Here is a 24245-nt window from a genome sequence, read left to right as displayed (position 1 = left end):
GACGCCAAGCGCTAAACAAAAGGCCCGCATCGTGCGGGCCTTTTTTTCATCTGCCAGATCAGACCGCCAACGCCGTCGCCGCAGGCTCAGCCAGCGCCAGCCCCTCCTTCATGCGCTGGGCATCGCGGACAAAACAACGAGCGGCCTGGAACAGAAACAGCAGGGTCAGGAACAGCGCCACCGGAATCAGGTACATGGCGTCGTGCAGGCCGATGGCCTTGAACTCCTCGGTCATCAGCTCGGCACCGGCGGCATACATCGCCGAGTGGGCGAAGTGATCCGACAGCGCACCGACCACCACTGGCCCCAACCCGCCGCCCAGCAGGTACAGACCGGCGAAAAACAAGGCCATGGCCGTGGCCCGCAAACGGGGTTCGACCACGTCCTGCAAAGCGGTATAGACACAGGTGTAGAAGTTGTAGGCAAACAGCCAGCCGACGCTGAACACCGCAACAAATACCCCGATCTCGACGCGCCCGGCATGCAACGCCCAGCCAGTGGCCAAGGTCGAGATGATCAGGCTGCAGGCCGCAAACAGCAGGCGGCCGTTGGCAACCCGCTGATGAATCTTGTCGGCGACCCAGCCCCCCAGGGTCAAACCCACCAACCCGGTAACGCCGACAATCAGCCCCGTCGCCATGGCCGCCTCCTGCAAGGGCATGAGGAAGTAACGCTGCAGCATCGGCACCAGGAAGGAGTTGCAGGCGTAAGTGGCGAAGTTGAAGGTCAGCCCGGCCAAGGTCAGCCAGAGAAAGGTCGGAATCGCCAACACCCGGCGAATCGGACGGTCGACAGGCACTTGCGCCACCTTCACCGCTTCCGCCGCGCCGCGCTTGGGCTCCTTGATGAAAAACATGAACACCGCCAGCACCAACCCGGGTACCGCAGCGATGAAGAACGGTGCCCGCCAGCTGTCAAAAGCCTTGACCATGGCCCCGATGGTGAAGAAGGCCAGCACCAGCCCCAGGGGCAGCCCAAGCATGAAGATACCCATGGCCCGGGCCCGGCGGTGCGCGGGGAACAGGTCGCCGATCAGCGAGTTGGCCGCCGGTGCGTAGCTCGCCTCGCCAATGCCCACCCCCATGCGCACCAGCAGGAAACTCCAGAAACTGCCGACCATGCCGTTGACCGCCGTCAGCCCGCTCCACACCGCCAGGCCCCAGCCCATCAGCTTGCTCCGCGAGCCAGTATCGGCCAGGCGCCCGAGGGGCAGGCCGGCGATGGCGTAGACGATGGTAAAGGCGGTGCCGATGATCCCCAGCTGGAAGTCACTCAAGTGCCATTCCATGCGGATCGGCTCGATGATGATGGCGGGAATGGTGCGGTCGAAGAAGTTGAACAGGTTTGCCAAAAACAACAGGAACAGAATGCGCCAGGCATTTGCCGCTTGAGTCGAGTTATCCATGGGGTCGATCTCTTTATTGTTATTCGGCCAGACGCGAGCGAGCCTGGAAGCTGCAATCTAGTCAGGCCCGGCTTGGCTGTCTGTGATCATTCGTCAGCCTGATATCAAACCATCGCATGCAGGCCCCGGCCGCGACCTTCAAAACCCTCACAGCGCGGCGCGGCGAATTCGCCACAGCCCCCAGGACCCGGGGCTTTCCCAGTCTTTTCAAGGGCTTGGCCGGCACTGAAAAAATACCTGGCGCCCCCCCCTTCCCAAGGCCGATGGGAAGCCTAGAATAGCCGCCTTGCCTGCCCCCCCTTACCCTTCCCTCTCCCTTTGAATACGCCTATGTCCGAAGCCAGTCCGTGTCTGAATTGCGGTGCCTGCTGTTCATACTTTCGTGTGTCTTTTTTCTGGGGCGAATGCGCCTCATCCGGTGGCACGGTCCCCGACGATCTGGTGCAGAGCATCAGTCCCACTCGGGTAGCCATGCTCGGCACCGACTGCAAATCGCCGCGCTGCATCGCCCTTGAAGGCGAGGTCGGCCAGGGCGTGAGCTGCTCGATTTATGAGCAGCGTTCCAGCCCCTGCCGGGAGTTCGAAGCCTCCTGGGCCGACGGCCAGCACAACAGCGACTGCGACGCCGCCCGGGCCGCCTTTGGCCTGGCGCCCCTGGAGCCGCTGGATCACGAGCCCTGGTTCGAGAAAAGCGCATAGCACCATTGGCGATAGGGCTCATAAGCAAATCATTAGAGCCAGATTGCCACCTCCCATTGCAGCCAACGGGTGCCTTCTATACTGCAAGCACTTGTTGGCGCGCGGGTCCGCCGACACCACATGACTCAGAGATGGGCATGCTATGGAATGGCTGGGTCTGCATTTCCTCACCGAGCTTCCAGATAGCGGGCAAGTGGTTCTGCAATGCAGTCACAACCCGGTCCTGGTGCTGCTGGCTTATATAGTGGCCTGTGCCGCCAGCTTCGCGACACTGGATATGGCCGAACGTGTCAGCCACGTCGAACAAGCCACCCATCAACGCCTGTGGCGCTGGGTCGGTGTCTGCTGTCTGGCCGGCGGTATCTGGGCCATGCACTTCATCGCCATGCTGGCGCTCGAAGTGCCCCTGGAGATCCAGTACGACCTGCCACTGACCCTGGTTTCCCTGCTCCTCGCCCTGATCGCCGCCTGGCTGGCAATGAACACCTTGAGCCATATCGAGCTGCCGCTCTGGCGCTATGGCGTGGCTTCGGTGTGGATTGGCCTGGGCATCTGCTGCATGCATTACGTGGGCATGGCCGCTATGCGCTCCAGTGCCAGCCTGTACTACGAACCAATGCTCATGGGGCTGTCGCTGCTGGTGGCGATCGGCGGCAGCCTGGCCGCGCTGCTGCTGTCCCGGCACCTGCGCGATGGCAGCGGGATGTTCCATCAACTGCTCAAGTACGCCATCAGCCTGGTGCTGGGTGGCGCCATCGTGCTGATGCATTTCACCGGCATCTGGTCCATGACCCTGGTGCTGCCCGCAGGCAGCCTGCCGACCTCAGTGGCACCCAACGGCCACATGCAACTGGGCCTGACCCTCAGCGTGATCACGCTCCTGATCATCGCCAGCGGTATCAGTGCGGCCCTGGCGGACAAGAAGCTGCAACACAAGGAGCGGGACCTGCGTCGGGTCAACGCCTTGCTCTCGCAACTGGACCAGGCCCGGGTCTCGCTGCAGCAGGTGGCTCATTACGATGCCCTGACCAACCTGATCAACCGCCGTGGCTTCAACCAGCTGTTCGCGGAAAAACTCATGGAGAAAAACACCTTCGGCGGCATGCTGGCGGTGATGTTCCTCGACATCGACCACTTCAAGCGAATCAACGACAGCCTCGGCCACGATGCCGGCGACGAGTTGCTCAAGGTCATCGCCGGGCATATCAAGAGTTCCACCCGCAGCCATGAAGACGTGGTGGCACGCCTGGGTGGCGATGAATTCTGCATTCTCATCAACCTCCATGAGCGAGATGAGGCGCGGCTCATGGCCCAGCGCATCATGCAGAAGATGAAGGAACCGATCGAACTGGGGGGCCGGCGCATGGTGATGACCACCAGCATCGGCATCAGTGTCTTCCCTGACGACGGCAAGACCTGCGAGGAGCTGCTGAAGAACGCCGACCTGGCGCTCTATCAGTCCAAGGGTGCCGGGCGCAACAGCCTGCACTTCTTCAGTTCCGGCCTGAAGACCCGCGCCACCCTGGAGCTGCAACTGGAAGAAGAGCTGCGCAATGCCCTGCGCGACGATCAAGGGCTGCTGCTGTATTACCAGCCGATCTACGACCTCAAGCTCGGCAGGGTCACCAAGCTCGAAGCCCTGGTCCGCTGGCAACATCCGCAGCATGGATTGCTGTTACCGGATCGCTTCATCGACATTGCCGAAACCAACGGCATGATCGCCGAGCTGGACAACTGGGTATTGCGCAAGGCTTGCGAGGACCTGGCCTACCTGTCCCAAAACGGCAGTGGCGAGTTGAAGATCGCAGTCAACTGCTCGGCCCTGAACCTGACCCGTGACACCCTGGCCGAGGAAATCGCGACCGCCCTGCGTGACGCCCAGGTAGCCCCGCAACGCCTGGAACTGGAAGTCACGGAAAACGCCCTGATGGGCAACATCGCCAGTACCCTGGCCCTGCTCCAGCAGATCCGCGACCTGGGCGTATCCCTGTCGATCGACGACTTCGGCACCGGTTACTCATCCCTGGCCTACCTCAAGCGCCTGCCGCTCAATACCCTGAAGATCGATCGATCGTTCATCCAGGACATCCCCAAGTCGACCCAGGACAGGGAAATAGTCCAGGCAATCATCGTCATGGCCCACACCCTGCACCTGCAGGTGGTCACCGAAGGGGTCGAGACCCTGGAGCAGCAGCAGTTCCTCGAACACTACGGCTGCGACTACCTGCAGGGCTACCTGCTCAGTCGCCCGGTGCCGCTGCAGGACTTGGGTCGGGTACTGGATGAACTGAACCAGCGCCACGATAGGCTCAATCTGCGGATGCCGGGTCTCGATAGAGGCGAACCAGGGTCGCCGGGTCCTGCTCCAGATAGCCCTGACCACCATGCAGACGCATCAACTGTGCAGCTAATCCGCTGATCGGCGTAGCCGAACCCTGCTCCCGGGAAAACTTCACCGCACCGTCCAGATCCTTGAGCAGGGTCCGCACATGCCACTTCACCGGTTCGAAACGGCTCTCAGCCATCTGCGGGGCCAGGATCTGCAGCGGCTTGGAGTCAGCGAAACCGCCGGCCAGGGCCTCGGCAATCAACCGTGCATCCACGCCGGAACGCTCCGCCAGGGCCACCACTTCGGCAATCACCAGGGCATTGCAGGCGACAATCATCTGGTTGCAGGCCTTGGTGATCTGTCCTGCCCCCACAGCCCCCATGTGCGTGACCCGCTGCCCCAGGGCCAGCAACACCGGGCGAACCCGTTCGATATCCGCCGCCTCACCGCCCACCATGATCGCCAGGCTGCCGGACTCGGCACCGGGGGTTCCACCGGAAACCGGGGCATCGACCCAGGCCATGCCGGTGTCGCGAGCCAGCATCGCGGCCATCTCCCGGGTGGCGATGGGTTCCAGGCTGGACAGGTCCAGCAGCAGTTGCCCGGCCCGGGCGCCCTGGGCGATGCCATCGGCAGCAAACACCACCTGGCGCACCACGTCAGTGTTGGCCAGGCACAGCAGCACCAGATCCGCGTGCTCGCACAGCTGCGCGGGTGTGGCCACTTGTCGCGCCCCGGCGGCCACCAGAGGCGCGCACTTCTGCGGATTGCGGTTCCACACCGTCAGCGGATAGCCCGCAGCCAGCAGGCGCCGGCACATGGGCAGCCCCATCAGGCCGATCCCGGCAAACCCGAGTGAAGGTAACGCTGACATCATATTGCCCCCATTTGATTAAAGATCATCGAATACTGGCCGATTCATCATGATTCAGGAAAGGATTCCCCCGAGCGACGCTCAGTAAATACCCTGACGCCTTGGGCAAAATTCGCGCTCCACGCAGCGGCGAGGTCCCATTCCGTGATGGTTCGCTGACACCTCGTCTCGAGCCAACCAGACCAGGCATATGGCGCACAATGACTTCTAAAAACAATCCTGCCAACGCAGTCTCCGAGATGACGCTGACCTCCCCCACATCAAGCCACTCAGATACGAAGCCATTGTCCAGTTCACGCCCCCTGTCGACCCAGCAGTACCTGTATTTCACCGAAACCAACACCGACCGCATCCTCGACAACCTCGATGGCCTGCGCGACTCCGTGTTCCCGCGCCCGCCGCACCTGGAAGACGAGCAGGAAAATCGCCGTGACCAGGAATTCCCGTCGGTGTGCCTGATCGGCCTGGGCCGCTGCGGCTCCAACATCGCCCTGGACGTGGCGGAGCTGGTGTACAACGCCCGCAAGTTCTACCTCAACGAATTCAATAACGAAGACAAGGCCTACGAAGGCGGCTACAGCCCCGGCCAGTGGATCCGCCAGAACCTGCGCCTGGGCCAGAGCAAGGCCAGCAAGCCGGTGTTCCTGGTGGAGCCCCTGGTGATGCTCGGTGACCTGGACAAGGACATCGCCGGGCGCATCCGCTTCTCGCGCAAGGGTGAGAAAAGCGGCTTCATCCGCGACTACAGCAAGATGAAGATCATGGACCTCTCGGAAGTCCACGCCGGTGGCGCCGGTAACGCGCCGATCCTCGGCCAGTACCTGGCCAAGATCATCCTCAACAAGGACACCCAGCGTTTCTCCAGCCCTGACTGGAAAATGATCCACTCGTACCTGATCGATTCCTGCGGGATCAAGGCCAACCAGTCGCGTCTGTACTTCTCGATCTTCAGTGCCGGTGGCGGTACCGGCTCGGGCATGGCCTCGGAATTCGGCCTGGCCCAGCAGTACTCGTACATGAACAAGACCTTCGACACCAAGCCGATGGACGAGCACGACAGCAAGAGCGGGCACTCCTTCGTCTTCGAGCCGATCTTCACCAGCGGCATCTGCGTGCTGCCGAACATCTCGGACCATCGCAGCGAAATGTCCGAGGCGCTGCACATCAACGCCGGCCGCCTGCTGTGCAAATACCTTTCGGAAGAGTGGGACTTCTCCTACAACTTCGACAATGAAGACAGCAGCGAAGCCAGCGTCATGGGGCGGATCCGCCCCTGGAACGCGATGATGCTGATCTCCAACGACATCATGCGCTACGCCGAAGAAAGCGATGACGGCAACATCCAGAACATTGACGTCAACGCCATGGAGAAGCACGCCAACCAGTACATCTCCCAGCAGATCTTCAACATCCTCACTGCCCAGGCAGTGACCACCGACTACGACCAGAACTACTTCCGTCGCGCCGGCATCGACATCGGCGAGACCATCCGCCTGGACGCCAACGACCTGTTCATGAGCCTGGCCGGCCCGGTGGCGATCGCCTACGCCGAATCCGTGGTGCCGGAGCAGCCGGTGCCCAGCGGCGACAAGTTCAAGGTGTTCGAGAAAGAGCCGCAGCGCCTGAACATCGACGACCTGTTCTTCCGCTCCATCGACCTGCCGCACTTCAACAAGGTGACCCAGGCCATTGAAGGCATCAGCCTGCTGCCCATCGAGTCCAAGCGCTATCGTGCGGCCCTGGAGCAGTACAAGGCCTCGGGGTATGACGCCGCGGCGCTGCACGACCTGCATTTCTTCAAGAACTGCTCGTCGGTGGTATCGATTGTGTCCCTGCCCAAGGACTACAAGCTGTCCTACATGGACCTGAACCGGCTCAAGACTCACCTCAACAGCCTGTTCCCCAACACCACCCTCAAGCGCTACGCGCTGGTGATCGGCGCCTCGGCCAACCTGTCGCTGACCACCCTGATCGCCAAGAGCCCGTGCCTGTCGGATGATTTCCTGACCCTGATCGTGGCCTTTATCAAGCGTTGCTTTGCGCGCAATCCGTACCGCTTCGACGACACCCTGGACAACTCGGTGCTGGATTTCATCGTCAGCGAGCAATTCGACGAAGACCGCATCGACGATCTGCTCAACGAATTCGAGAACCCGGCGAAGATCCTCGATACCAACTGGTACGCGATCAAGCCGATGTACGAGAAGAAGTACCGCGAGCTGATCAACGACAAGGACAAGTTCGTCTCGATCAACGACATCCGCCTGTCCCGCGATTGCGTGAAGAAGGCCATCAAGTACCTGCGCGAGATCTACCGTCACCGCATCGGCAAGACCCGGGTCATCTCCCTCAATAGCCACACCGGCAAGACCGCCTATTAAGAAGGGCTTCGCCAGCGAGCCGGCTCCTACACAGCAGGGAAAAAACCTGCTGCCCTGTAGGGGCGGCCGGGCGGCGTTCCGCTCGCCGGCCAATGGTCTATTTGTTCACACCGCGAAACAATTAAGCAGCTCGTCGGACCGACTTGAAACTGTGCCCCTTCCGTGAACGTCACCCTGGCTGAAATCCCTGTGGGGCCTTTCTCCACGGCAAGATGCCATCACTGGACTCACGGTTACTCGGCTACACACTTTTGTCCGACAAAATAGCGCACCAGATTGGCGCTCACCTTCAGCGCGACGCCCTCTCCTGGGTCAGAATCCAGGGCGAGACCACCACGGCCCACAGCTGCGGATCACGCTCCAACAGATCGGACGCCCGCGTCGCAGACAGCTTTTCAACCTTCCCTTCGGCCAGCCAGGCCGCGACTTTTTGTGCCTGATTCTCCGCTACCGCCTGGGCCGCCTCGATCAGATCCAGGTCGGCGTCGACCCACAATAGGGCACCCTTGGCAAAGAACGGCTCCAGTTCCTTCCAGCTGATAGATGCGGTCTCACCAAGCAGCTTGGCATAGAGGGTGCTAGGTTCTTGAGTCATGGGACTGTCCAGAAATGAAATCGGCGCAATCATAACGTCGGTGCTCTGGCAGAAAAACCCAGAAGCAAATGCATCACCGATCGAGAAGCTCAGAAGCGCCAGGGACTGACGCCGAACCGGGCGCAAGCCACGCCGCAAATCTGTCTTTTTCTTTCGATTAAGCGACACCCCGCGTTTTTGCCCCCAGCCGCCAGCTTTTCAAGCGAACAACCGGCGCTCTACACTGTACCGGTACAGTTGCCAGGGGCACTTCCGACGGATATTCGCGATATATCTGATTCGGTTCTGCGACCAAGGCCGCCGGAACTATAAAAATTACAACAGTAAGAGTGGAGCACTATGAATAAGGCTACTAAGCAGATTTCCAAACTGTTTGCCGCTATGGTCCTGGCCGGTGTTGCCAGCCATTCGTTCGCAGCTGACACCATCAAGATCGGTATCGCCGGCCCCAAGACCGGCCCGGTAGCCCAGTACGGCGACATGCAGTTCAGTGGCGCGAAAATGGCCATCGAGCAGATCAACGCCAAGGGCGGCGTCAACGGCAAGAAGCTCGAAGCCGTTGAATACGATGACGCCTGTGATCCAAAACAAGCCGTGGCGGTGGCCAACAAAGTGGTCAACGATGGCGTCAAGTTCGTGGTCGGCCACCTGTGCTCCAGCTCCACTCAACCCGCTTCCGACATCTACGAAGATGAAGGCGTGATCATGATCACCCCGGCAGCCACCAGCCCGGACATCACCGCCCGTGGTTACAAAATGGTGTTCCGCACCATCGGCCTGGACAGCGCCCAGGGCCCTGCCGCCGGTAACTACATCGCCGACCACGTGAAGCCAAAAGTCGTTGCCGTACTCCACGACAAACAGCAGTACGGTGAAGGCATCGCCAGCGCCGTGAAGCAGACCCTGGAGAAGAAAGGCACCAAGGTGGCCGTGTTCGAAGGCATCAACGCCGGCGACAAGGACTTCTCTTCGCTGATCGCCAAGCTCAAGCAAGCCAACGTCGACTTCGTCTACTACGGCGGCTACCACCCGGAGCTGGGCCTGATCCTGCGTCAATCCCAGGAAAAGGGCCTGAAGGCCAAGTTCATGGGTCCGGAAGGCGTGGGTAACGACTCCATCTCGCAGATCGCCAAGGACGCGTCCGAAGGCCTGCTGGTGACCCTGCCCAAATCCTTCGACCAGGACCCGGCCAACGTCGCCCTGGCTGACGCATTCAAGGCCAAGAAAGAAGACCCGAGCGGTCCTTTCGTATTCCCCTCCTACTCCGCGGTTGAAGTGATCGCTGGCGCCATCACCAACGCCAAGAGCGAAGACGCGGCCAAGGTGGCTGAAGCCATCCACGCCGGGACCTTCAAGACCCCGACCGGTGACTTGAGCTTCGACGCCAAGGGCGACTTGAAAGACTTCAAATTCGTGGTCTACGAGTGGCACTTCGGCAAACCTAAAACCGAAGTCTCTCCTCAGTAAGGCGCGCCCTGACTGACTGCCAATAAAGCCCACGGCTCGCCGTGGGCTTTGTTTTACGAATGTATGGGCCTGTGTTCCGTGATCCGGAATCCCGCCCACCTGAAAATCTCAAAACCGTCATCAGCGGTTCGCTGGCAAAACCCAGCCCGAAGTGGGTGCAGATCCACGGGGCCTGGGCGGGAAAATGACTCCACCAGTGAAATGCGTATCAGGTTTTTAGGAGCGTTGTAATGCCTGACCTCTATCACTTTTTCCAACAGCTGGTTAACGGTCTCACCGTTGGCAGCACGTATGCCCTGATCGCCATCGGCTATACGATGGTTTACGGCATCATTGGAATGATCAACTTCGCCCACGGCGAGGTGTACATGATCGGCTCCTATGTGGCGTTCATCGCCATCGCCGGGCTGGCCATGATGGGACTCGACAGCGTGCCGCTGTTGATGACCGCAGCCTTTATCGCGAGCATCGTCGTCACCAGTGCCTACGGCTACAGCATCGAACGGATCGCCTACCGCCCCTTGCGGGGCAGTAACCGCCTGATCCCGCTGATCTCGGCCATCGGCATGTCGATCTTCCTGCAGAACACCGTTCTGCTGGCGCAAGACTCCAAGGACAAATCCATTCCCAACCTGATCCCGGGCAATTTCTCCATCGGGCCAGGTGGCGCACATGAAGTGCTGATTTCCTACATGCAGATCGTGGTATTCGTGGTGACCCTGGTCGCCATGCTCGGTCTGACGCTGTTCATCTCCCGTTCTCGTCTGGGTCGCGCCTGCCGTGCCTGTGCCGAAGACATCAAGATGGCCAACCTCCTGGGGATCAATACCAACAACATCATCGCCCTGACCTTCGTGATCGGCGCCGCACTGGCGGCCATCGCCGCCGTGCTGCTGAGCATGCAATACGGTGTGATCAACCCCAACGCCGGTTTCCTGGTGGGCCTCAAGGCCTTCACCGCAGCGGTCTTGGGCGGCATCGGCAGTATCCCGGGCGCGATGCTCGGCGGGCTGGTGCTGGGGGTGGCCGAAGCCTTTGGCGCCGACGTGTTCGGCGACCAGTACAAGGACGTCGTGGCGTTCGGCCTGTTGGTTCTGGTGCTGTTGTTCCGTCCGACCGGCATTCTGGGCCGTCCGGAGGTTGAGAAAGTATGACTAGGAATCTTAAATCGGCGCTATTCAGCGCCTTGCTGGTCTGGGCCGTCGCCTACCCGGTACTGGGCCTGAAACTGACCATCGTCGGCATCAACCTGGAAGTCCACAACACCAGCCCGACCATCCTGGCCACCATCGCGGTGTGCTCGGTGCTGATGTTCCTGCGGGTGCTGTTCCATAGCCAGATCAGCGCCGCCTGGAAGTCTTCTCCCAGCATGCCGCTGATTCCGGCCAAGGCCAGCAACTTCCTGACCCTGCCGGGCACCCAGCGCTGGATCATCCTGGCATTGATCGTCGTTGCCCTGGTCTGGCCATTCTTTGGCTCCCGCGGTGCGGTGGACATTGCCACGCTGATCCTGATCTACGTGATGCTGGGCCTGGGCCTGAACATCGTCGTCGGTCTGGCCGGCCTGCTGGACCTGGGTTACGTGGGGTTCTATGCCGTCGGTGCCTACAGCTACGCGCTGCTCTCGCACTACTTCGGCCTGAGCTTCTGGATCTGCCTGCCGATCGCGGGGATGATGGCGGCCACCTTCGGCTTCCTGCTGGGCTTCCCGGTGCTGCGCCTGCGCGGTGACTACCTGGCGATCGTGACCCTGGGCTTTGGCGAGATCATCCGTCTGCTGCTACGCAACATGACCGATCTCACTGGCGGCCCGAACGGCATCAGCAACATCGACAAGCCGACCTTCTTCGGCCTGACCTTCGAGCGCAAGGCAGCAGAAGGCATGCAGACCTTCCACGAGTTCTTCGGCCTGCAATACAACTCGATCAACAAGGTGATCTTCCTCTACCTGGTGGCCCTGCTGCTGGCGCTGGCGGCGCTGTTCGTCATCAACCGCCTGCTGCGCATGCCCATCGGCCGTGCCTGGGAAGCCTTGCGTGAAGACGAGATTGCCTGCCGCGCGCTGGGCCTGAACCCCACCGTGATCAAGCTCTCGGCCTTTACCCTGGGCGCCGCGTTCGCCGGTTTCGCCGGCAGCTTCTTCGCCGCGCGCCAAGGCCTGGTGACCCCGGAGTCCTTCACCTTCATCGAGTCGGCGATCATCCTCGCCATCGTCGTGCTGGGTGGCATGGGCTCGCAGCTGGGTGTGATCCTGGCGGCGATCGTGATGATCCTCTTGCCTGAAATGATGCGTGAATTCAGCGAATACCGGATGTTGATGTTCGGCGCCATGATGGTGCTGATGATGATCTGGCGTCCTCAAGGTCTGCTGCCCATGCAACGTCCTCACATGGAGCTGCGCAAATGAGCCGTGAGATCCTCAAAGTAACCGGCCTGTCGATGCGCTTCGGCGGCCTGCTGGCGGTCAACGGCGTGGCCCTGACCGTCAAGGAAAAACAAGTGGTGGCGCTGATCGGCCCGAACGGCGCCGGCAAGACCACGGTGTTCAACTGCCTGACCGGTTTCTACCAGCCAAGCGCCGGCAGCATCCTCCTGGACGGTGAGCCGATCGAAGGCCTGCCGGGCCACCAGATCGCCCGCAAGGGTGTGGTGCGAACCTTCCAGAACGTGCGCCTGTTCAAGGACATGACCGCGGTCGAGAACCTGTTGATCGCCCAGCACCGTCACCTGAACACCAACTTCCTGGCCGGTCTGTTCAAGACCCCGGCGTTCCGCAAGAGCGAGCGCGAAGCCATGGAGTACGCTGGCTACTGGCTGGACAAGGTCAACCTGCGGGAATTCGCCAACCGTCCCGCCGGCACCCTGGCCTACGGTCAGCAACGGCGTCTGGAAATCGCCCGCTGCATGATGACCCGCCCACGGATCCTCATGCTCGACGAGCCGGCCGCCGGCCTCAACCCCAAGGAAACCGAGGACCTCAAGGCGCTGATCAGCGTGTTGCGTGAGGAGCACAACGTCACCGTGCTGCTGATCGAGCACGACATGAAGCTGGTCATGAGCATTTCCGACCACATCGTGGTGATCAACCAGGGCACGCCCCTGGCCGACGGCACACCGGAACAGATCCGCGACAATCCCGAAGTGATCAAAGCCTACCTGGGGGAAGCGTAAATGCTGCAGTTCGAAAACGTTTCCACCTACTACGGCAAGATCCAGGCGTTGCACAGCGTCAACGTCGAGATCCGCCAGGGCGAAATCGTCACCCTGATCGGCGCCAACGGCGCCGGCAAATCCACCCTGCTGATGACCCTCTGCGGCTCGCCACAGGCCCACAGCGGCAGCATCCGTTACCTGGGTGAAGAGCTGGTGGGGCAAAGCTCGGCGCAGATCATGCGCAAGAGCATTGCCGTGGTGCCGGAAGGCCGCCGGGTGTTCGCCCGCCTGACCGTGGAAGAAAACCTCGCCATGGGCGGTTTCTTCACCGACAAGGGCGACTATCAGGAGCAGATGGACAAGGTCCTGGAGCTGTTTCCACGGCTCAAGGAGCGCTTCACCCAGCGCGGCGGCACCATGTCCGGCGGCGAGCAGCAGATGCTTGCCATCGGTCGGGCGCTGATGAGCAAGCCCAAGCTGTTGCTCCTGGACGAACCGTCCCTGGGCCTGGCGCCGATCATCATTCAGCAGATCTTCGACATCATCGAACAGCTGCGCCGCGACGGCGTGACGGTGTTCCTGGTGGAGCAGAACGCCAACCAGGCGCTGAAGATCGCCGACCGCGCCTATGTGCTGGAAAACGGCCGGGTGGTGATGCAAGGCACCGGCGAAGCGCTGCTGACCGATCCGAAGGTGCGCGAAGCCTATCTGGGCGGCTAAACACCTGCGTCACAAAAAACGGCCCTTCGGGGCCGTTTTTTTTATTCCGGGATAAAAAACTGTCCCGGGCTGTAACGAATGCCAATGAGCCTTCTCTAGAGGGGTAAGCAAGCACAAATGCTTCCTTACCCAACCGATCTGGAGAAACATCATGAGCACCACTCGCACCCTGTCCGCCACCGCCCTAGTCCTGGCCCTGGGCTCCGCCCTGAGCATCGCTGCCGTCTCCACCACCGCCCACGCCGCCGACGACATGGAGAAATGCTTCGGCGTGGCCATGAAGGGCAAGAACGACTGCGCCGCGGGCGCCGGCACCAGCTGCGCCGGTACCTCCAAGGTCAACGACCAGGCCAACGCCTGGAAACTGGTGCCCAAGGGCACTTGCGAAAAAACCGCCAGCAGCACCTCGCCCACCGGTTTCGGCCAGCTCGAAGCCTTCAAAGCCAAGTCCTGATCCTGCGCCAGCCTGAGTGTCGATGATGAACACAGCCTTGATCCCACGTCCCCGCCAAGACATTCAGGCGTCCACCCCGAGCCTGCCGCCCTGTGCAGGCCTGGGGCTCAAGAGCCAACACTTCAAGGACGTCCTCGAACAGCGTCCCGACATTGGCTTTTTCGAGGTGCATGCCGAGAACTACATGGTGGCGGGCGGGCCCTTCCATCATTACCTGGGCCTGATTCGCCAGGAGTATCCGCTGTCGCTGCACGGTGTCGGTCTGTCCATTGGCGGCGAAGGCCCCCTGGACAGCGAGCATCTGCGGCGTCTGGCGGTCTTGATCGAGCGCTATCAACCCCAGTCCTTTTCCGAACACCTGGCCTGGTCCAGCCACGGCCCGGTGTTTCTCAACGACCTGCTGCCCCTGGCCTACGATGTGCCGACCCTGCAGCGGGTCTGCGACCACATCGACCAACTGCAGAATCATCTGGGGCGAACCATGCTGCTGGAAAACCCCGCTACCTACCTGCAGTTCCAACGCTCGACCCTGGACGAGACGGACTTCATCCGCGAAGTGATCCAGCGCAGCGGTTGCGGCCTGCTGCTGGACGTCAACAACCTCTACGTGTCCTGCATCAACCACCAGCGCGATCCCCTGGCCTATCTGCAGGCACTGCCGCTGCAGGCCGTGGGCGAGATCCATCTGGCCGGGTTCGCCGAAGACCGGGACAACCTCGGCGACCGCCTGTTGATCGACGACCACGGCGCCCCGGTGGACCGGGAAGTCTGGGCCCTGTACCAACAGGTGCTGGGGCGGATCGGCCCCATGGCCACCCTGATCGAACGGGACAATCAGGTGCCGAGCCTGACCACGCTGCTGGGGGAGGCCGCTCAGGCCCAGGCGCTGTTACACCAGGCGCGGGTGCAGCCATGAGCAACCACGCCCTCTTTGCCCAGGCGCTACTAAGCGCCGAATCCATCTGCCCAGAGGGGCTTTGCAGCAGCAACGGCGCCGATCCGGCCAGTCGCTTCGCGGTCTATCGCAACAACGTGCAAGGCTCGCTGATCAACGCCCTGGCGGAGGCCTACCCAGTGCTGGCGCAACTGGTGGGGCAGACATTCTTCAACGCCATGGCCCGTCTGTATGTGCAGGATTTCCCTCCACACAGCCCGCTGCTCAACGACTACGGCCAGGACCTGGCGGACTTCATCCAGGGCTTCGCTCCGGCGGCGGCCCTGCCCTATCTGGCCGATATGGCGCGCCTGGAACGGCTGCGGGTCGAGGCTTATCACGCCGCCGACGCCGAGCCTCTGCAACCGGCCCAACTGCTGGCGGCGATGAACCAGCCCGATCGCCTCGGCCAGCTCTGCCTGCAGTTGCATCCGTCACTGCGCACCCTGCACTCGGCGTTCGCCGTCGTCAGCCTGTGGGCCGCTCACCAGAGCGACGCTGCCTGGCCGGCGTTCGACCTGCACCAGAGCCAGCACGCCCTGGTGCTGCGCAATGCCATGGAAGTGCGGGTGATCGCACTGGACGCCGGCAGCGCCACCTTCATCGACAGCCTGCGCCACCACTGGCCGCTGGAAATCGCCGTCGCTTATGCCCTGGACGCCCAGGCCGACTTCGACCTGGGCCAGTGCCTGGGCCTGCTGCTGGCCCACGGCGCCCTCATCGACCTGCAACCTCACCAAAAGGCTTGACCATGAACACCCAGACACCTGCCCCCGTTAGCGGACTGCTGCACCGAATCATTCAAGGGTTCGAGCGTATTCCCTACAGCCTGATCGCCTTTATCGCGCGCTTCTCCATCGCCGCGGTGTTCTGGAAATCCGGCCAGACCAAGGTCGAGGGACTGGCCATCGACCTGTTCTCCGGGACCTTCGAGCTGGGCTGGCCGCGTCTGGCGGACTCCACCATTCCCCTGTTCCAGAGCGAATACCACGTACCCCTGCTGAGCCCGGAAGTGGCGGCGCACCTGGCGGCCTTTGCCGAGCACTTTTTCCCGGTGCTGATCCTGCTGGGACTGGCCACGCGCTTTTCCGCCCTGGCGCTGCTGGGGATGACCCTGACCATCCAGCTTTTCGTCTACCCCGACGCCTACCCGACCCACGGCACCTGGGCGGCGATCTTGCTGCTGTTGATGGCCCGTGGCCCGGGCATGTTTTCCCTCGACCACCTGCTGGCCCGGCATTTTCACCACCGTCCTCTGTAGCCGCTGCCGCAGGTTGCGAAAAGGGCCATAGGCCCTTGAACCGATTCAAGTTCGCACCCCACTGGCCGCGGCTACAGACGATCCAGCGCCTCACCGCTGCGGCGGAACCAGTCCATCAGGTAATCGGCCAGCACCTGGGTGCGCCTGGGTAGGCCGCCCTGATAGGGATGCACCAGGTACATCGGCATGCTGCGGGTCTGGTAGTCCCGCAGCAGCCAGCGCAAGCGGCCATCGGCCAGCTCGCTGTGCAGCATGTAGGAAGGCAACCGGGCGATTCCCGCCCCCACCAGGGCGGCCTTCTTCAGCAGGTTGTAGTGATTGCTGGCAAAAGGACCGCTGACCCGCACCCGCAGCAGTTCGTGACGCTGGTGATAGAGCCACTCTTCCCGCCCACTGTAGTGGCTGTTGAGCAGGCAGCGATGCTCGGCCAGCTCCGCGGGAGTCTGCGGCTCACCGTATTGCTCCAGATAGGCCGGGCTGGCGCAGGTCATCTCATGCCAGGCCAGCAGCGGCCGGGCGACCAGGCGCTGATCGTTGGCCACTTCCGAGCGCACCGCCAGATCAAACCCCTCCCGAGCCAGGTCGCGGTAGCTGTTGTTCAGGTCCAGCTCGATCTGCACCTGGGGATAGTGCCGGGAGAACTCCAGCAGCAGGCCGTCGAAAAAGGTTTCGCCCAAGGACACCGGCACCGTCAGGCGCACCGGGCCGGCCATGTCGTCCTTGAGCCGCGCCAGGGCCTGATGCGCTCGCTCGACTTGAGCCACCAGCGCCTGGGCCTGAGGCAAAAGTGCCGCGCCGGCGGCGGTCAGGTCCAGGCGCCGAGTGGTGCGTTGCAATAGCACCACGGCGAACTTGGCTTCCAGAGCACTGATGCGCTTGGACAGCTGGCCCTTGCTGCACCCCAGTTGCTGGGCCGCCAGGGTAAAGCTGCCCGCCTCCACCAACACTGCAAACGCCACCAGATCATCCATCTCGCTCATGGATTGTTTCCATTTGAAAACCAAAGGTTGCCTATTAGCGCGTTAATCCATGGAAAAAACCACTCTAGACTGCAACCTCCCCCCCTTTTCGAGGAACAGCCCATGAAGATTCTCTTGATCGGTGCCAACGGCACCATTGGCTCGGCGGTAGACCGGGAACTGTCCCAGCGCCACGAAGTGATCCGTATCGGCCGCACCAGCGGTGACTTCCAGGTGGATATCAGTGATGCCCAGTCGATCCGCGCACTGTTCGAAAAGACCGGTCGCTTCGATGCGCTGGTCTGTGCCGCAGGCAACGTCACTTTCGCCCCCTTGGCAGAAATGACCGCCGAACACTTCAGCCTGGGCCTGCACGACAAACTGATGGGCCAGGTCAACCTGCTGCTGATCGGCCGCGAATACGCCAACGACGGTGCGTCCTTCACCTTCACCACCGGCGTGCTGAGCCACGACCCGATCCGCAGCGGCGCTTCGGCCGCCCTGGTCAACGGCGCCATCGACAGCTTCGTGCGGGCCGCCGCCATCGAGCTGCCCCGGGGCCTGCGAGTCAACTCCATCAGCCCCAACGTGCTGCAGGAAGCCATGGGCAGCTATGCCCCCTACTTTCGCGGCTTCAAGCCGGTGCCGGCGGCCGACGTGGCCCTGGCCTACGCCAAGAGCGTGGAAGGCCTGCAGACCGGCCAGACCTACCACGTCGGCTGATCCGGCTTGTGTAGGAGCTGGTTTGTGTAGGAGCTGGCTTGTCAGCGAAGGCGTCCTCCCGAACCACACAAGGCTCCAGGGCCTCTTCGCCGGCAAGCCGGCTCCTACGGTTGATGGCGCTGCTGCGTTCAATCCGGGGTTGTGGTGACCGGGCGGGCTGCGTAACGTGTCGGCTTCCGCTTGGAGGCCCCATGATGCGCACCGCCCGTTCACTGCTTTGCTTCGCCCTGTTACCGCTGTTTGCCGGCTGTCAGATGTTGCCGATGTTCAACTCACAACCCGAGGCGCCCTCCATGGCCGGGCTGACCCGGATGCAGGGTGAACTCAGCGCGGCAGACGGCAAGTTGCTGTTCAAGCCCTGCGCCGAAGATCGCCGTTATGTGGTCAGCGATGGCGGCGACACCAGCGTGCTGCAAGAGGCCGCTACCCTGGCTGAAAAACAGGGCAAGCTGTTCGCCGACCTGCGAGGCAAGTTTTCCGCCAGCGGCAGCAGCGACGGGCAGCTGGACCTGCGCCAGCTGTATCGCATCGAAGGTTCCGGCAATGCCTGCAACGACCCGAATTTCCAGCGTCTGATCCTGCGGGCCGGCGGCAAGAATCCGGCCTGGAATGTCGATGTCAGTGCCAAGGGCATGATGATCGAGCGCGTCGGCCAGCCAAACCTGGCTCTGCCGTATCTGGAAGAGCAACTGGGCGACGGCCGTTTCAACCTCAGCAGCGAAGCCAATCACCAGCGCGTGGAGCTTTGGGTCGCACCGCAACGCTGCGTCGACCCCGTTACCGGCAGCGTCCAGCACCTGAGCGCCGAGCTGCGGGTGGATGGTCAGGTGCAGCGCGGTTGCGGCTATTTCGGCGGCTCGCGCAACGACTGATTCGACGAGCAGCGGTTTTAGCCTCACGGCGACGGTGGATTGCGGCTTATAATCGCCGGTTTGTGCAAAGCAAGCCGGCGCACTGTTGCGCACCGCCTACCCGGATCCTGTCATGTTACGAATCACCGAACTCAAGTTGCCGATCGACCATCCCGATGAAGACCTGCGCGCCGCTATCGTGCAGCGCTTGGGGATCGCCAGCGATGACCTGCTCGATTTCACCTTGTTCAAACGCAGCTACGATGCGCGCAAGAAATCTTCCGAGCTGTGCTTCATCTACACCATCGACCTCAACGTGCGCGACGAAGCGGCGCTGCTGCTCAAGTTCGCCGACGACCGTAACGTCAACCCGGCGCCGGATGTCAGCTACAAGGTGGTGGGCCAGGCCCCGGCAGACCTGAGCGAGCGACCGATCGTGGTGGGTTTCGGCCCTTGCGGCATCTTTGCCGGCCTGTTGCTGGCCCAGATGGGCTTCAAGCCGATCGTCCTCGAGCGCGGCAAGGAAGTGCGCCAGCGCACCAAGGACACCTGGGGCCTGTGGCGCAAAAGCGTGCTCAACCCCGAGTCCAACGTGCAGTTCGGCGAAGGCGGCGCCGGGACCTTCTCCGACGGCAAGCTCTACAGCCAGATCAAGGACCCGCAGCACCACGGCCGCAAGGTGCTCCACGAGTTCGTCAAGGCCGGTGCGCCAGACGAGATTCTCTACGTCAGCAAGCCGCACATCGGCACCTTCCGCCTCACTGGCGTGGTGGAAAACATGCGCCAGCAGATCATCGCCCTGGGCGGTGAAGTGCGCTTCGAGCAGCGGGTCACCGACGTGCTGATCGAAGACGGTCAATTGCAGGGCGTGGAACTGGCCAGCGGTGAACAACTGCATTCCCGGCACGTGATCCTGGCCCTGGGTCACAGCGCCCGCGACACCTTCCGCATGCTCCACAGTCGGGGCGTGTACATGGAAGCCAAGCCGTTCTCGGTGGGTTTCCGCATCGAACACCCGCAATCGCTGATCGACAGCGCGCGCCTGGGCAAGTACGCCGGCCACCCGAAACTCGGCGCCGCCGACTACAAGCTGGTGCACCACGCCAAGAACGGCCGTTCGGTCTACAGCTTCTGCATGTGCCCGGGCGGCACCGTGGTTGCCGCCACCTCTGAGCCAAACCGGGTGGTGACCAACGGCATGAGCCAGTACTCGCGCAACGAGCGCAATGCCAACTCGGGCATCGTGGTAGGCATCACTCCTGAAGTGGACTACCCGGGCGGGCCGTTGGCGGGTATCGAGTTGCAAGAGCGCCTGGAGTCCCACGCCTTCGTCCTGGGTGGCAGCAACTACCAGGCCCCAGCGCAGTTGGTGGGCGACTTCATCGCCGGCAAACCCACCACGGTACTGGGCAGCGTCGAACCGTCCTACAAGCCCGGCGTAAGCCTGGGGGATCTGGCGCTGGCCCTGCCGGATTTCGCCATCGAGGCCATTCGCGAGGCGCTGCCGGCCTTCGAACGGCAGATCAAGGGCTACTCGTTGCACGATGCGGTGCTGACCGGCATCGAGACCCGCACCTCATCGCCACTGCGCATTACCCGTGATGCCTCGATGCAGAGCCTGAATGTGAAGGGTCTGTACCCCGCTGGCGAAGGCGCCGGTTATGCCGGGGGAATTCTTTCCGCCGGAGTGGACGGGATTCGTATTGCCGAAGCCGTGGCCCGCGACATCCTCGGCATTCAGGCCTGACGCACCGGCCCTTTCGCCGGCAAGCCGGCTCCTACCGCCTGCCGTAGGAGCTGGCTCGCCAGCGAAGATGTCATCCAGGACAGTGCAAGGCTCAAGGGCCTCTTCGCCGGCAAGCCGGCTCCTACGACAGGTTCAGATGCCGGCGCGCAATACGCTGGCCGGGAGTGCCTCGCCACGCTCGACGCTGGCCGCTACCGCATCGATCAAGGCATCCAACTCATACCCCTGCTCCGCCAGCCACTGCTCATCGTAGTAAGTGGTCGCATAGCGCTCGCCACCGTCACAGAGAATCGCCACGATCGACCCCGTCTCACCCGCGGCGGCCATCTGCTGCGCGGCCATCAGTGCGCCAATCAGGTTGGTGCCGCTGGAGCCACCAACCCGTCGGCCAAGGCGCTGGGCCAGGTAATGCATGGCCGCCAGGGACAAGGCATCCGGCACCTTGACCATGGCGTCGATCACTTTGGGCAGGAACGAAGCTTCGACCCGCGGACGGCCGATGCCTTCGATCCGCGAACCGCAGTCCAAACGCAAACTAGCATCGCCGCTCAGGTAGTAGTCGAAGAACACCGAACGCTCGGCGTCGGCACACAACACCCGGGTGCCGTGCTGGCGATAACGCACGTAGCGACCCAGAGTCGCGGTAGTGCCGCCGGTACCAGGGCTGGAGATCAGCCAGCTGGGCTCGGGATAACGCTCGAAGCGCAGCTGCTGGAAGATCGACTCGGCAATGTTGTTGTTGGCCCGCCAGTCGGTGGCCCGCTCGGCGTAGGTGAATTGATCCATGAAGTGGCCGCCACTCTCCCGGGCCAGGCGCTCGGATTCGGCGTAGATCTGCGTGGGGTCCTGCACCAGATGGCTCTTGCCACCATAGAAGGCGATCTGCGCGATCTTTTCCTGGGAGGTGGTGGCTGGCATCACGGCAATGAAAGGCAATCCCAGGAGACGGGCGAAATAAGCCTCGGAAATCGCCGTGGAGCCACTGGAGGCCTCGATCACTGGCGCACCGGGCTTGAGCCAGCCGTTACACAGGGCATAAAGAAACAGCGAGCGAGCCAGGCGGTGCTTGAGACTGCCGGTGGGATGGCTGGATTCATCCTTGAAATACAATTCAATGCCCGGCAGTCCCGGCAAAGGCAGCGGAATCAGGTGGGTGTCGGCGCTGCGCTGGAAGTCGGCTTCGATGATGCGGATGGCCTCACGGGCCCACTGGCGATTGTCACTCATGTTCTATTCTCGTCAGATCGAACGCCGTACCGGCGCAAGAAGATGAAATGCACCCGGCGGAGATGATCCGGGTTCGTGGCTGACTGGCGTTTTCCCGGGAAAAACAGCTCGGAACGGCCCTGAAAAGACATGTTATGAAATAACTTTCGGACCTTACAGGTACAGCTGGGAAGCAATTGGAAACACAACTGCAAAAGCGCATTTTCAAGCAGGCCCTTTAGCCTCTGCATATAACAAAAAAGAATATAATTTTTGTTTTAACAACTATCTGTACGGGTTAGGGTGTGCCACCTTTTTTAGATTTAGATGGAGAGCGACCTTGCCTCTGCGTAGCACTTTCACTCGTTTCTTTGCCATGGAAGCTGCCAGCGGTCTGTTATTGATCGCCGCTGCCATCCTGGCTCTCATCATCAACAACTCGCCACTGTCCTGGCTGTACAACGGCCTGCTGGAAACCCCGGTGGTGGCCCAGATCGGCGCCTTGAAGATCGCCAAACCGCTGTTGCTGTGGATCAACGACGGTCTAATGGCGCTGTTCTTCCTGCTGATCGGCCTTGAGGTCAAGCGCGAAGTCCTGGAAGGGCAACTGTCCAAGCCTTCGCAAATCGTCCTGCCGGGCATGGCGGCCATTGGCGGCATGCTGGTCCCGGCGCTGATCTACTGGTTTCTCAACCGGGACAATCCGGCGGCACTCAATGGCTGGGCGATTCCCACCGCCACCGACATCGCCTTCGCCCTGGGGGTCCTGGCCCTGCTGGGCAAGCGGGTGCCGACATCGCTGAAACTGTTCCTCATGACCCTGGCGATCATCGATGACCTGGGGGCCATCGTGATCATCGCGATCTTCTATTCCGGCGCCCTGTCGACCCTGTCACTGATGCTGGCGGCCGCCTGTATTGCCGCCCTGGTGGCGATGAACCGCATGGGGGTGGTGAAACTCGGGCCGTACATGATCATCGGCCTGATTCTCTGGGTTTGCGTGCTCAAGAGTGGTGTCCACGCCACCCTGGCCGGCGTGACCCTGGCCTTCTGCATTCCCTTGCGTACCCGTAATGCCGAACCCTCGCCCTCGCTGGCCCTGGAACATGCGCTGCATCCCTGGGTGGCGTTCGGCATCCTGCCACTGTTCGCCTTCGCCAACGCCGGCCTGTCCCTGAGCGGCGTGACCCTTGAGAGCTTCACCCACCATGTCCCCATGGGCATCGCCATCGGCCTGTTGCTGGGCAAGACCATCGGTGTGTTCGGCCTCAGCTGGTTGGCGGTCAAAGCCGGACTTACGGCCTTGCCTGCCGGCGCCAACTGGGGCCAGATCCTCGGGGTGGCAATTCTCTGCGGCATCGGCTTCACCATGAGCCTGTTCGTCGGCTCCCTGGCCTTCGTGCCCGGTAGCAGCGAATACGCCGGCATGGATCGCATGGGGATTCTCACCGGCTCGTTGCTGGCCGCACTGATTGGCTATGCGGTTACCGCCGCCGCCAGCCGCAAGAACACGGCGCCGGCCTCCTGATCCACACCGATCCGACCGCCTGAAAACACAAAACCCCGACCAGTTGCCTGGCCGGGGTTTTGTTTTGTAGCAGAAATATCAGCGGGTAACGCGGCTGGTACCGTTGACGCTCATGATGCGTACGCGATCGCCAACCCGGAACACTTCGTTTTCCTGTACCTGCTGTACATAGGCACGCATGCTGCCATCGTCTTCACGCACGGTGATTTCCACGCCCTGGGTACGGGTCAGGCCTTCTTCAGTGGCCGAACCCAACAGACCGCCAGCTACCGCACCGATCACAGCGGTGACGATGCTGCCACGGCCGCCGCCGATGGCGCTGCCACCCACGCCACCAATCACAGCGCCAGCAGCGCCGCCGATGGGGGTCTTGGTGCCTTCGATTTTCACCGGACGCAGGGACTCGATGGTGCCCATACGCACGGTTTGCACACGACGTGCTTCATCACGGGAGTAGGAGTCACCGGTCAGGTTAGAGGCACAACCGCCGAGCAACATTGCCATCGTGGTGAAAGACGCAACCAGCAAAACAGACTTACGCATAGGATCAACTCCAAAGGACAGATAGCCATTAGACTCCGCAGCTTGACGCCTGTCACGGCACCGCCCGGATAAAATTGGTTTCATTCAGCCAAAGTACAGACTGCAAAAAAGCCAAACCGTCTCAATACGGTAACGCCGATTTCCAGCATAGCGCCAACCAGCAAGGGATTTTCATGGATTACTTCATCATCATCGTGACCACCATCGCCGGTCTGTATTTCCATTGGTGGCTCTATGTGCGCATCAAGCGTTGGGTGGACCGGGACCTGGCTTTGTCCCTGGCCGGAACCGATGAACAGAAGAAACAATTCATGCTGCAACAGCTGGCCGAGGCCCAACGCCAGAAAGTAAAACGCCGGGACCTGCCGCAATGGCTGGAAGCCGCTGCGGCCGGTTATCCCGGCGACTGACCTGCG

General features: G+C 61.9%; 23 protein-coding genes. 17 read left to right on the top strand and 6 right to left on the bottom strand.

All coding sequences use genetic code 11. The features are described 5' to 3' along the window. Positions 1-58: 58 nt before the first annotated feature. Entirely contained in the window at positions 59-1405 is a 1347-nt protein-coding gene (locus KHO49_RS07640) for a spinster family MFS transporter (RefSeq protein WP_110595004.1), read from the bottom strand. Positions 1406-1735: 330 nt separating this feature from the next. Here KHO49_RS07640 and KHO49_RS07635 point away from each other — a divergent pair, with 330 nt between their 5' ends. Together KHO49_RS07635 and KHO49_RS07630 are read left to right on the top strand one after the other, a co-directional pair. Beyond that, positions 1736-2104, top strand: a complete 369-nt coding sequence (locus KHO49_RS07635; protein ID WP_102861484.1) for a YkgJ family cysteine cluster protein — start codon at positions 1736-1738, stop codon at positions 2102-2104. Between the two features lie 142 nt (positions 2105-2246). Further along, the gene (locus tag KHO49_RS07630) at positions 2247-4523 is read left to right on the top strand and encodes a putative bifunctional diguanylate cyclase/phosphodiesterase (RefSeq protein WP_213664836.1); all 2277 of its coding nucleotides are present in this window, start codon (positions 2247-2249) and stop codon (positions 4521-4523) included. Here KHO49_RS07630 and KHO49_RS07625 read toward each other — a convergent pair. Continuing rightward, on the bottom strand, positions 4414-5310 hold the full coding sequence (locus KHO49_RS07625) for an NAD(P)-dependent oxidoreductase (RefSeq protein ID WP_213664835.1): 897 nt from the start codon (positions 5308-5310) through the stop codon (positions 4414-4416). The two genes, KHO49_RS07630 and KHO49_RS07625, sit on opposite strands and share 110 nt — an antisense overlap. 197 nt (positions 5311-5507) lie before the next feature. Here KHO49_RS07625 and KHO49_RS07620 point away from each other — a divergent pair, with 197 nt between their 5' ends. After that, the gene (locus KHO49_RS07620) at positions 5508-7688 is read left to right on the top strand and encodes a hypothetical protein (RefSeq protein WP_102878634.1); all 2181 of its coding nucleotides are present in this window, start codon (positions 5508-5510) and stop codon (positions 7686-7688) included. A 289-nt stretch (positions 7689-7977) separates the two neighbouring features. Here KHO49_RS07620 and KHO49_RS07615 read toward each other — a convergent pair whose 3' ends face one another. Continuing rightward, positions 7978-8283 (bottom strand): DUF2288 domain-containing protein, encoded by a 306-nt coding sequence (locus tag KHO49_RS07615; RefSeq protein WP_102878633.1) that lies wholly within the window; start codon positions 8281-8283, stop codon positions 7978-7980. A gap of 339 nt (positions 8284-8622) precedes the next feature. Here KHO49_RS07615 and KHO49_RS07610 point away from each other — a divergent pair, with 339 nt between their 5' ends. The 9 genes from KHO49_RS07610 (at position 8623) to KHO49_RS07570 (ending at position 16272) form a co-directional block, all read left to right on the top strand. After that, entirely contained in the window at positions 8623-9750 is a 1128-nt protein-coding gene (locus tag KHO49_RS07610) for a branched-chain amino acid ABC transporter substrate-binding protein (protein WP_102861479.1), read from the top strand. A gap of 230 nt (positions 9751-9980) precedes the next feature. Continuing rightward, complete coding sequence (gene livH, locus KHO49_RS07605; RefSeq protein ID WP_102861478.1) at positions 9981-10904, top strand: high-affinity branched-chain amino acid ABC transporter permease LivH; 924 nt, start codon at positions 9981-9983, stop codon at positions 10902-10904. After that, on the top strand, positions 10901-12157 hold the full coding sequence (locus tag KHO49_RS07600) for a high-affinity branched-chain amino acid ABC transporter permease LivM (RefSeq protein ID WP_102861477.1): 1257 nt from the start codon (positions 10901-10903) through the stop codon (positions 12155-12157). The genes livH and KHO49_RS07600 overlap by 4 nt, the downstream gene beginning before the upstream one ends. Beyond that, a complete protein-coding gene (gene livG / locus KHO49_RS07595) occupies positions 12154-12921 on the top strand; it encodes a high-affinity branched-chain amino acid ABC transporter ATP-binding protein LivG (RefSeq protein ID WP_016967588.1) in 768 nt (255 codons plus the stop codon). The genes KHO49_RS07600 and livG overlap by 4 nt, the downstream gene beginning before the upstream one ends. Beyond that, complete coding sequence (locus KHO49_RS07590) at positions 12922-13623, top strand: ABC transporter ATP-binding protein (protein ID WP_025127774.1); 702 nt, start codon at positions 12922-12924, stop codon at positions 13621-13623. It begins immediately after the preceding gene. A gap of 148 nt (positions 13624-13771) precedes the next feature. Next, entirely contained in the window at positions 13772-14077 is a 306-nt protein-coding gene (locus tag KHO49_RS07585; RefSeq protein WP_102861476.1) for a BufA1 family periplasmic bufferin-type metallophore, read from the top strand. A gap of 37 nt (positions 14078-14114) precedes the next feature. Beyond that, positions 14115-14993, top strand: coding sequence for an MNIO family bufferin maturase (bufB, locus tag KHO49_RS07580; RefSeq protein WP_502937857.1), 879 nt, complete (start codon positions 14115-14117; stop codon positions 14991-14993). After that, positions 14990-15760, top strand: a complete 771-nt coding sequence (locus KHO49_RS07575) for an HvfC/BufC N-terminal domain-containing protein (RefSeq protein ID WP_213664833.1) — start codon at positions 14990-14992, stop codon at positions 15758-15760. The genes bufB and KHO49_RS07575 overlap by 4 nt, the downstream gene beginning before the upstream one ends. Positions 15761-15762: 2 nt before the next feature. Beyond that, positions 15763-16272 (top strand): DoxX family protein, encoded by a 510-nt coding sequence (locus KHO49_RS07570; RefSeq protein ID WP_213664832.1) that lies wholly within the window; start codon positions 15763-15765, stop codon positions 16270-16272. A gap of 71 nt (positions 16273-16343) precedes the next feature. Here the strand turns inward: KHO49_RS07570 and KHO49_RS07565 are convergent, their stop codons facing one another. Next, complete coding sequence (locus tag KHO49_RS07565; protein WP_102878628.1) at positions 16344-17252, bottom strand: LysR family transcriptional regulator; 909 nt, start codon at positions 17250-17252, stop codon at positions 16344-16346. 102 nt (positions 17253-17354) lie between these two features. Between KHO49_RS07565 and KHO49_RS07560 the strand changes: the two genes are divergently transcribed. The 3 genes from KHO49_RS07560 to KHO49_RS07550 all read left to right on the top strand — a co-directional run bounded on the left by KHO49_RS07560 (position 17355) and on the right by KHO49_RS07550 (position 20552). Further along, positions 17355-17954: a short chain dehydrogenase gene (locus KHO49_RS07560; protein WP_102878627.1), complete on the top strand. Its 600-nt coding sequence runs from the start codon at positions 17355-17357 to the stop codon at positions 17952-17954. A gap of 194 nt (positions 17955-18148) precedes the next feature. After that, complete coding sequence (locus KHO49_RS07555) at positions 18149-18826, top strand: COG3650 family protein (protein WP_213665258.1); 678 nt, start codon at positions 18149-18151, stop codon at positions 18824-18826. A gap of 112 nt (positions 18827-18938) precedes the next feature. Continuing rightward, positions 18939-20552, top strand: coding sequence for an NAD(P)/FAD-dependent oxidoreductase (locus KHO49_RS07550; protein WP_213664831.1), 1614 nt, complete (start codon positions 18939-18941; stop codon positions 20550-20552). 132 nt (positions 20553-20684) lie between these two features. Here the strand turns inward: KHO49_RS07550 and KHO49_RS07545 are convergent, their stop codons facing one another. Next, entirely contained in the window at positions 20685-21779 is a 1095-nt protein-coding gene (locus KHO49_RS07545; RefSeq protein ID WP_102878624.1) for a PLP-dependent cysteine synthase family protein, read from the bottom strand. Between the two features lie 319 nt (positions 21780-22098). On the opposite strand from KHO49_RS07545, the gene nhaA reads away from it, so the two are divergent. Beyond that, positions 22099-23286 (top strand): Na+/H+ antiporter NhaA, encoded by a 1188-nt coding sequence (gene nhaA, locus KHO49_RS07540; RefSeq protein ID WP_213664830.1) that lies wholly within the window; start codon positions 22099-22101, stop codon positions 23284-23286. Positions 23287-23364: 78 nt separating this feature from the next. Here nhaA and KHO49_RS07535 read toward each other — a convergent pair whose 3' ends face one another. After that, positions 23365-23829, bottom strand: a complete 465-nt coding sequence (locus KHO49_RS07535) for an outer membrane lipoprotein (RefSeq protein WP_025127763.1) — start codon at positions 23827-23829, stop codon at positions 23365-23367. Between the two features lie 173 nt (positions 23830-24002). On the opposite strand from KHO49_RS07535, the gene KHO49_RS07530 reads away from it, so the two are divergent. Beyond that, on the top strand, positions 24003-24239 hold the full coding sequence (locus tag KHO49_RS07530) for a hypothetical protein (RefSeq protein WP_102878622.1): 237 nt from the start codon (positions 24003-24005) through the stop codon (positions 24237-24239). The last annotated feature ends 6 nt before the right edge of the window (positions 24240-24245 follow it).

Origin of the sequence: Pseudomonas sp. RC4D1, from assembly GCF_018390395.1 — a bacterium.
Classification (GTDB): domain Bacteria; phylum Pseudomonadota; class Gammaproteobacteria; order Pseudomonadales; family Pseudomonadaceae; genus Aquipseudomonas; species Aquipseudomonas danubii.
Note: the sequence above shows the minus strand (reverse complement) of the source record. Positions and strands in the feature narration are given on the sequence as shown.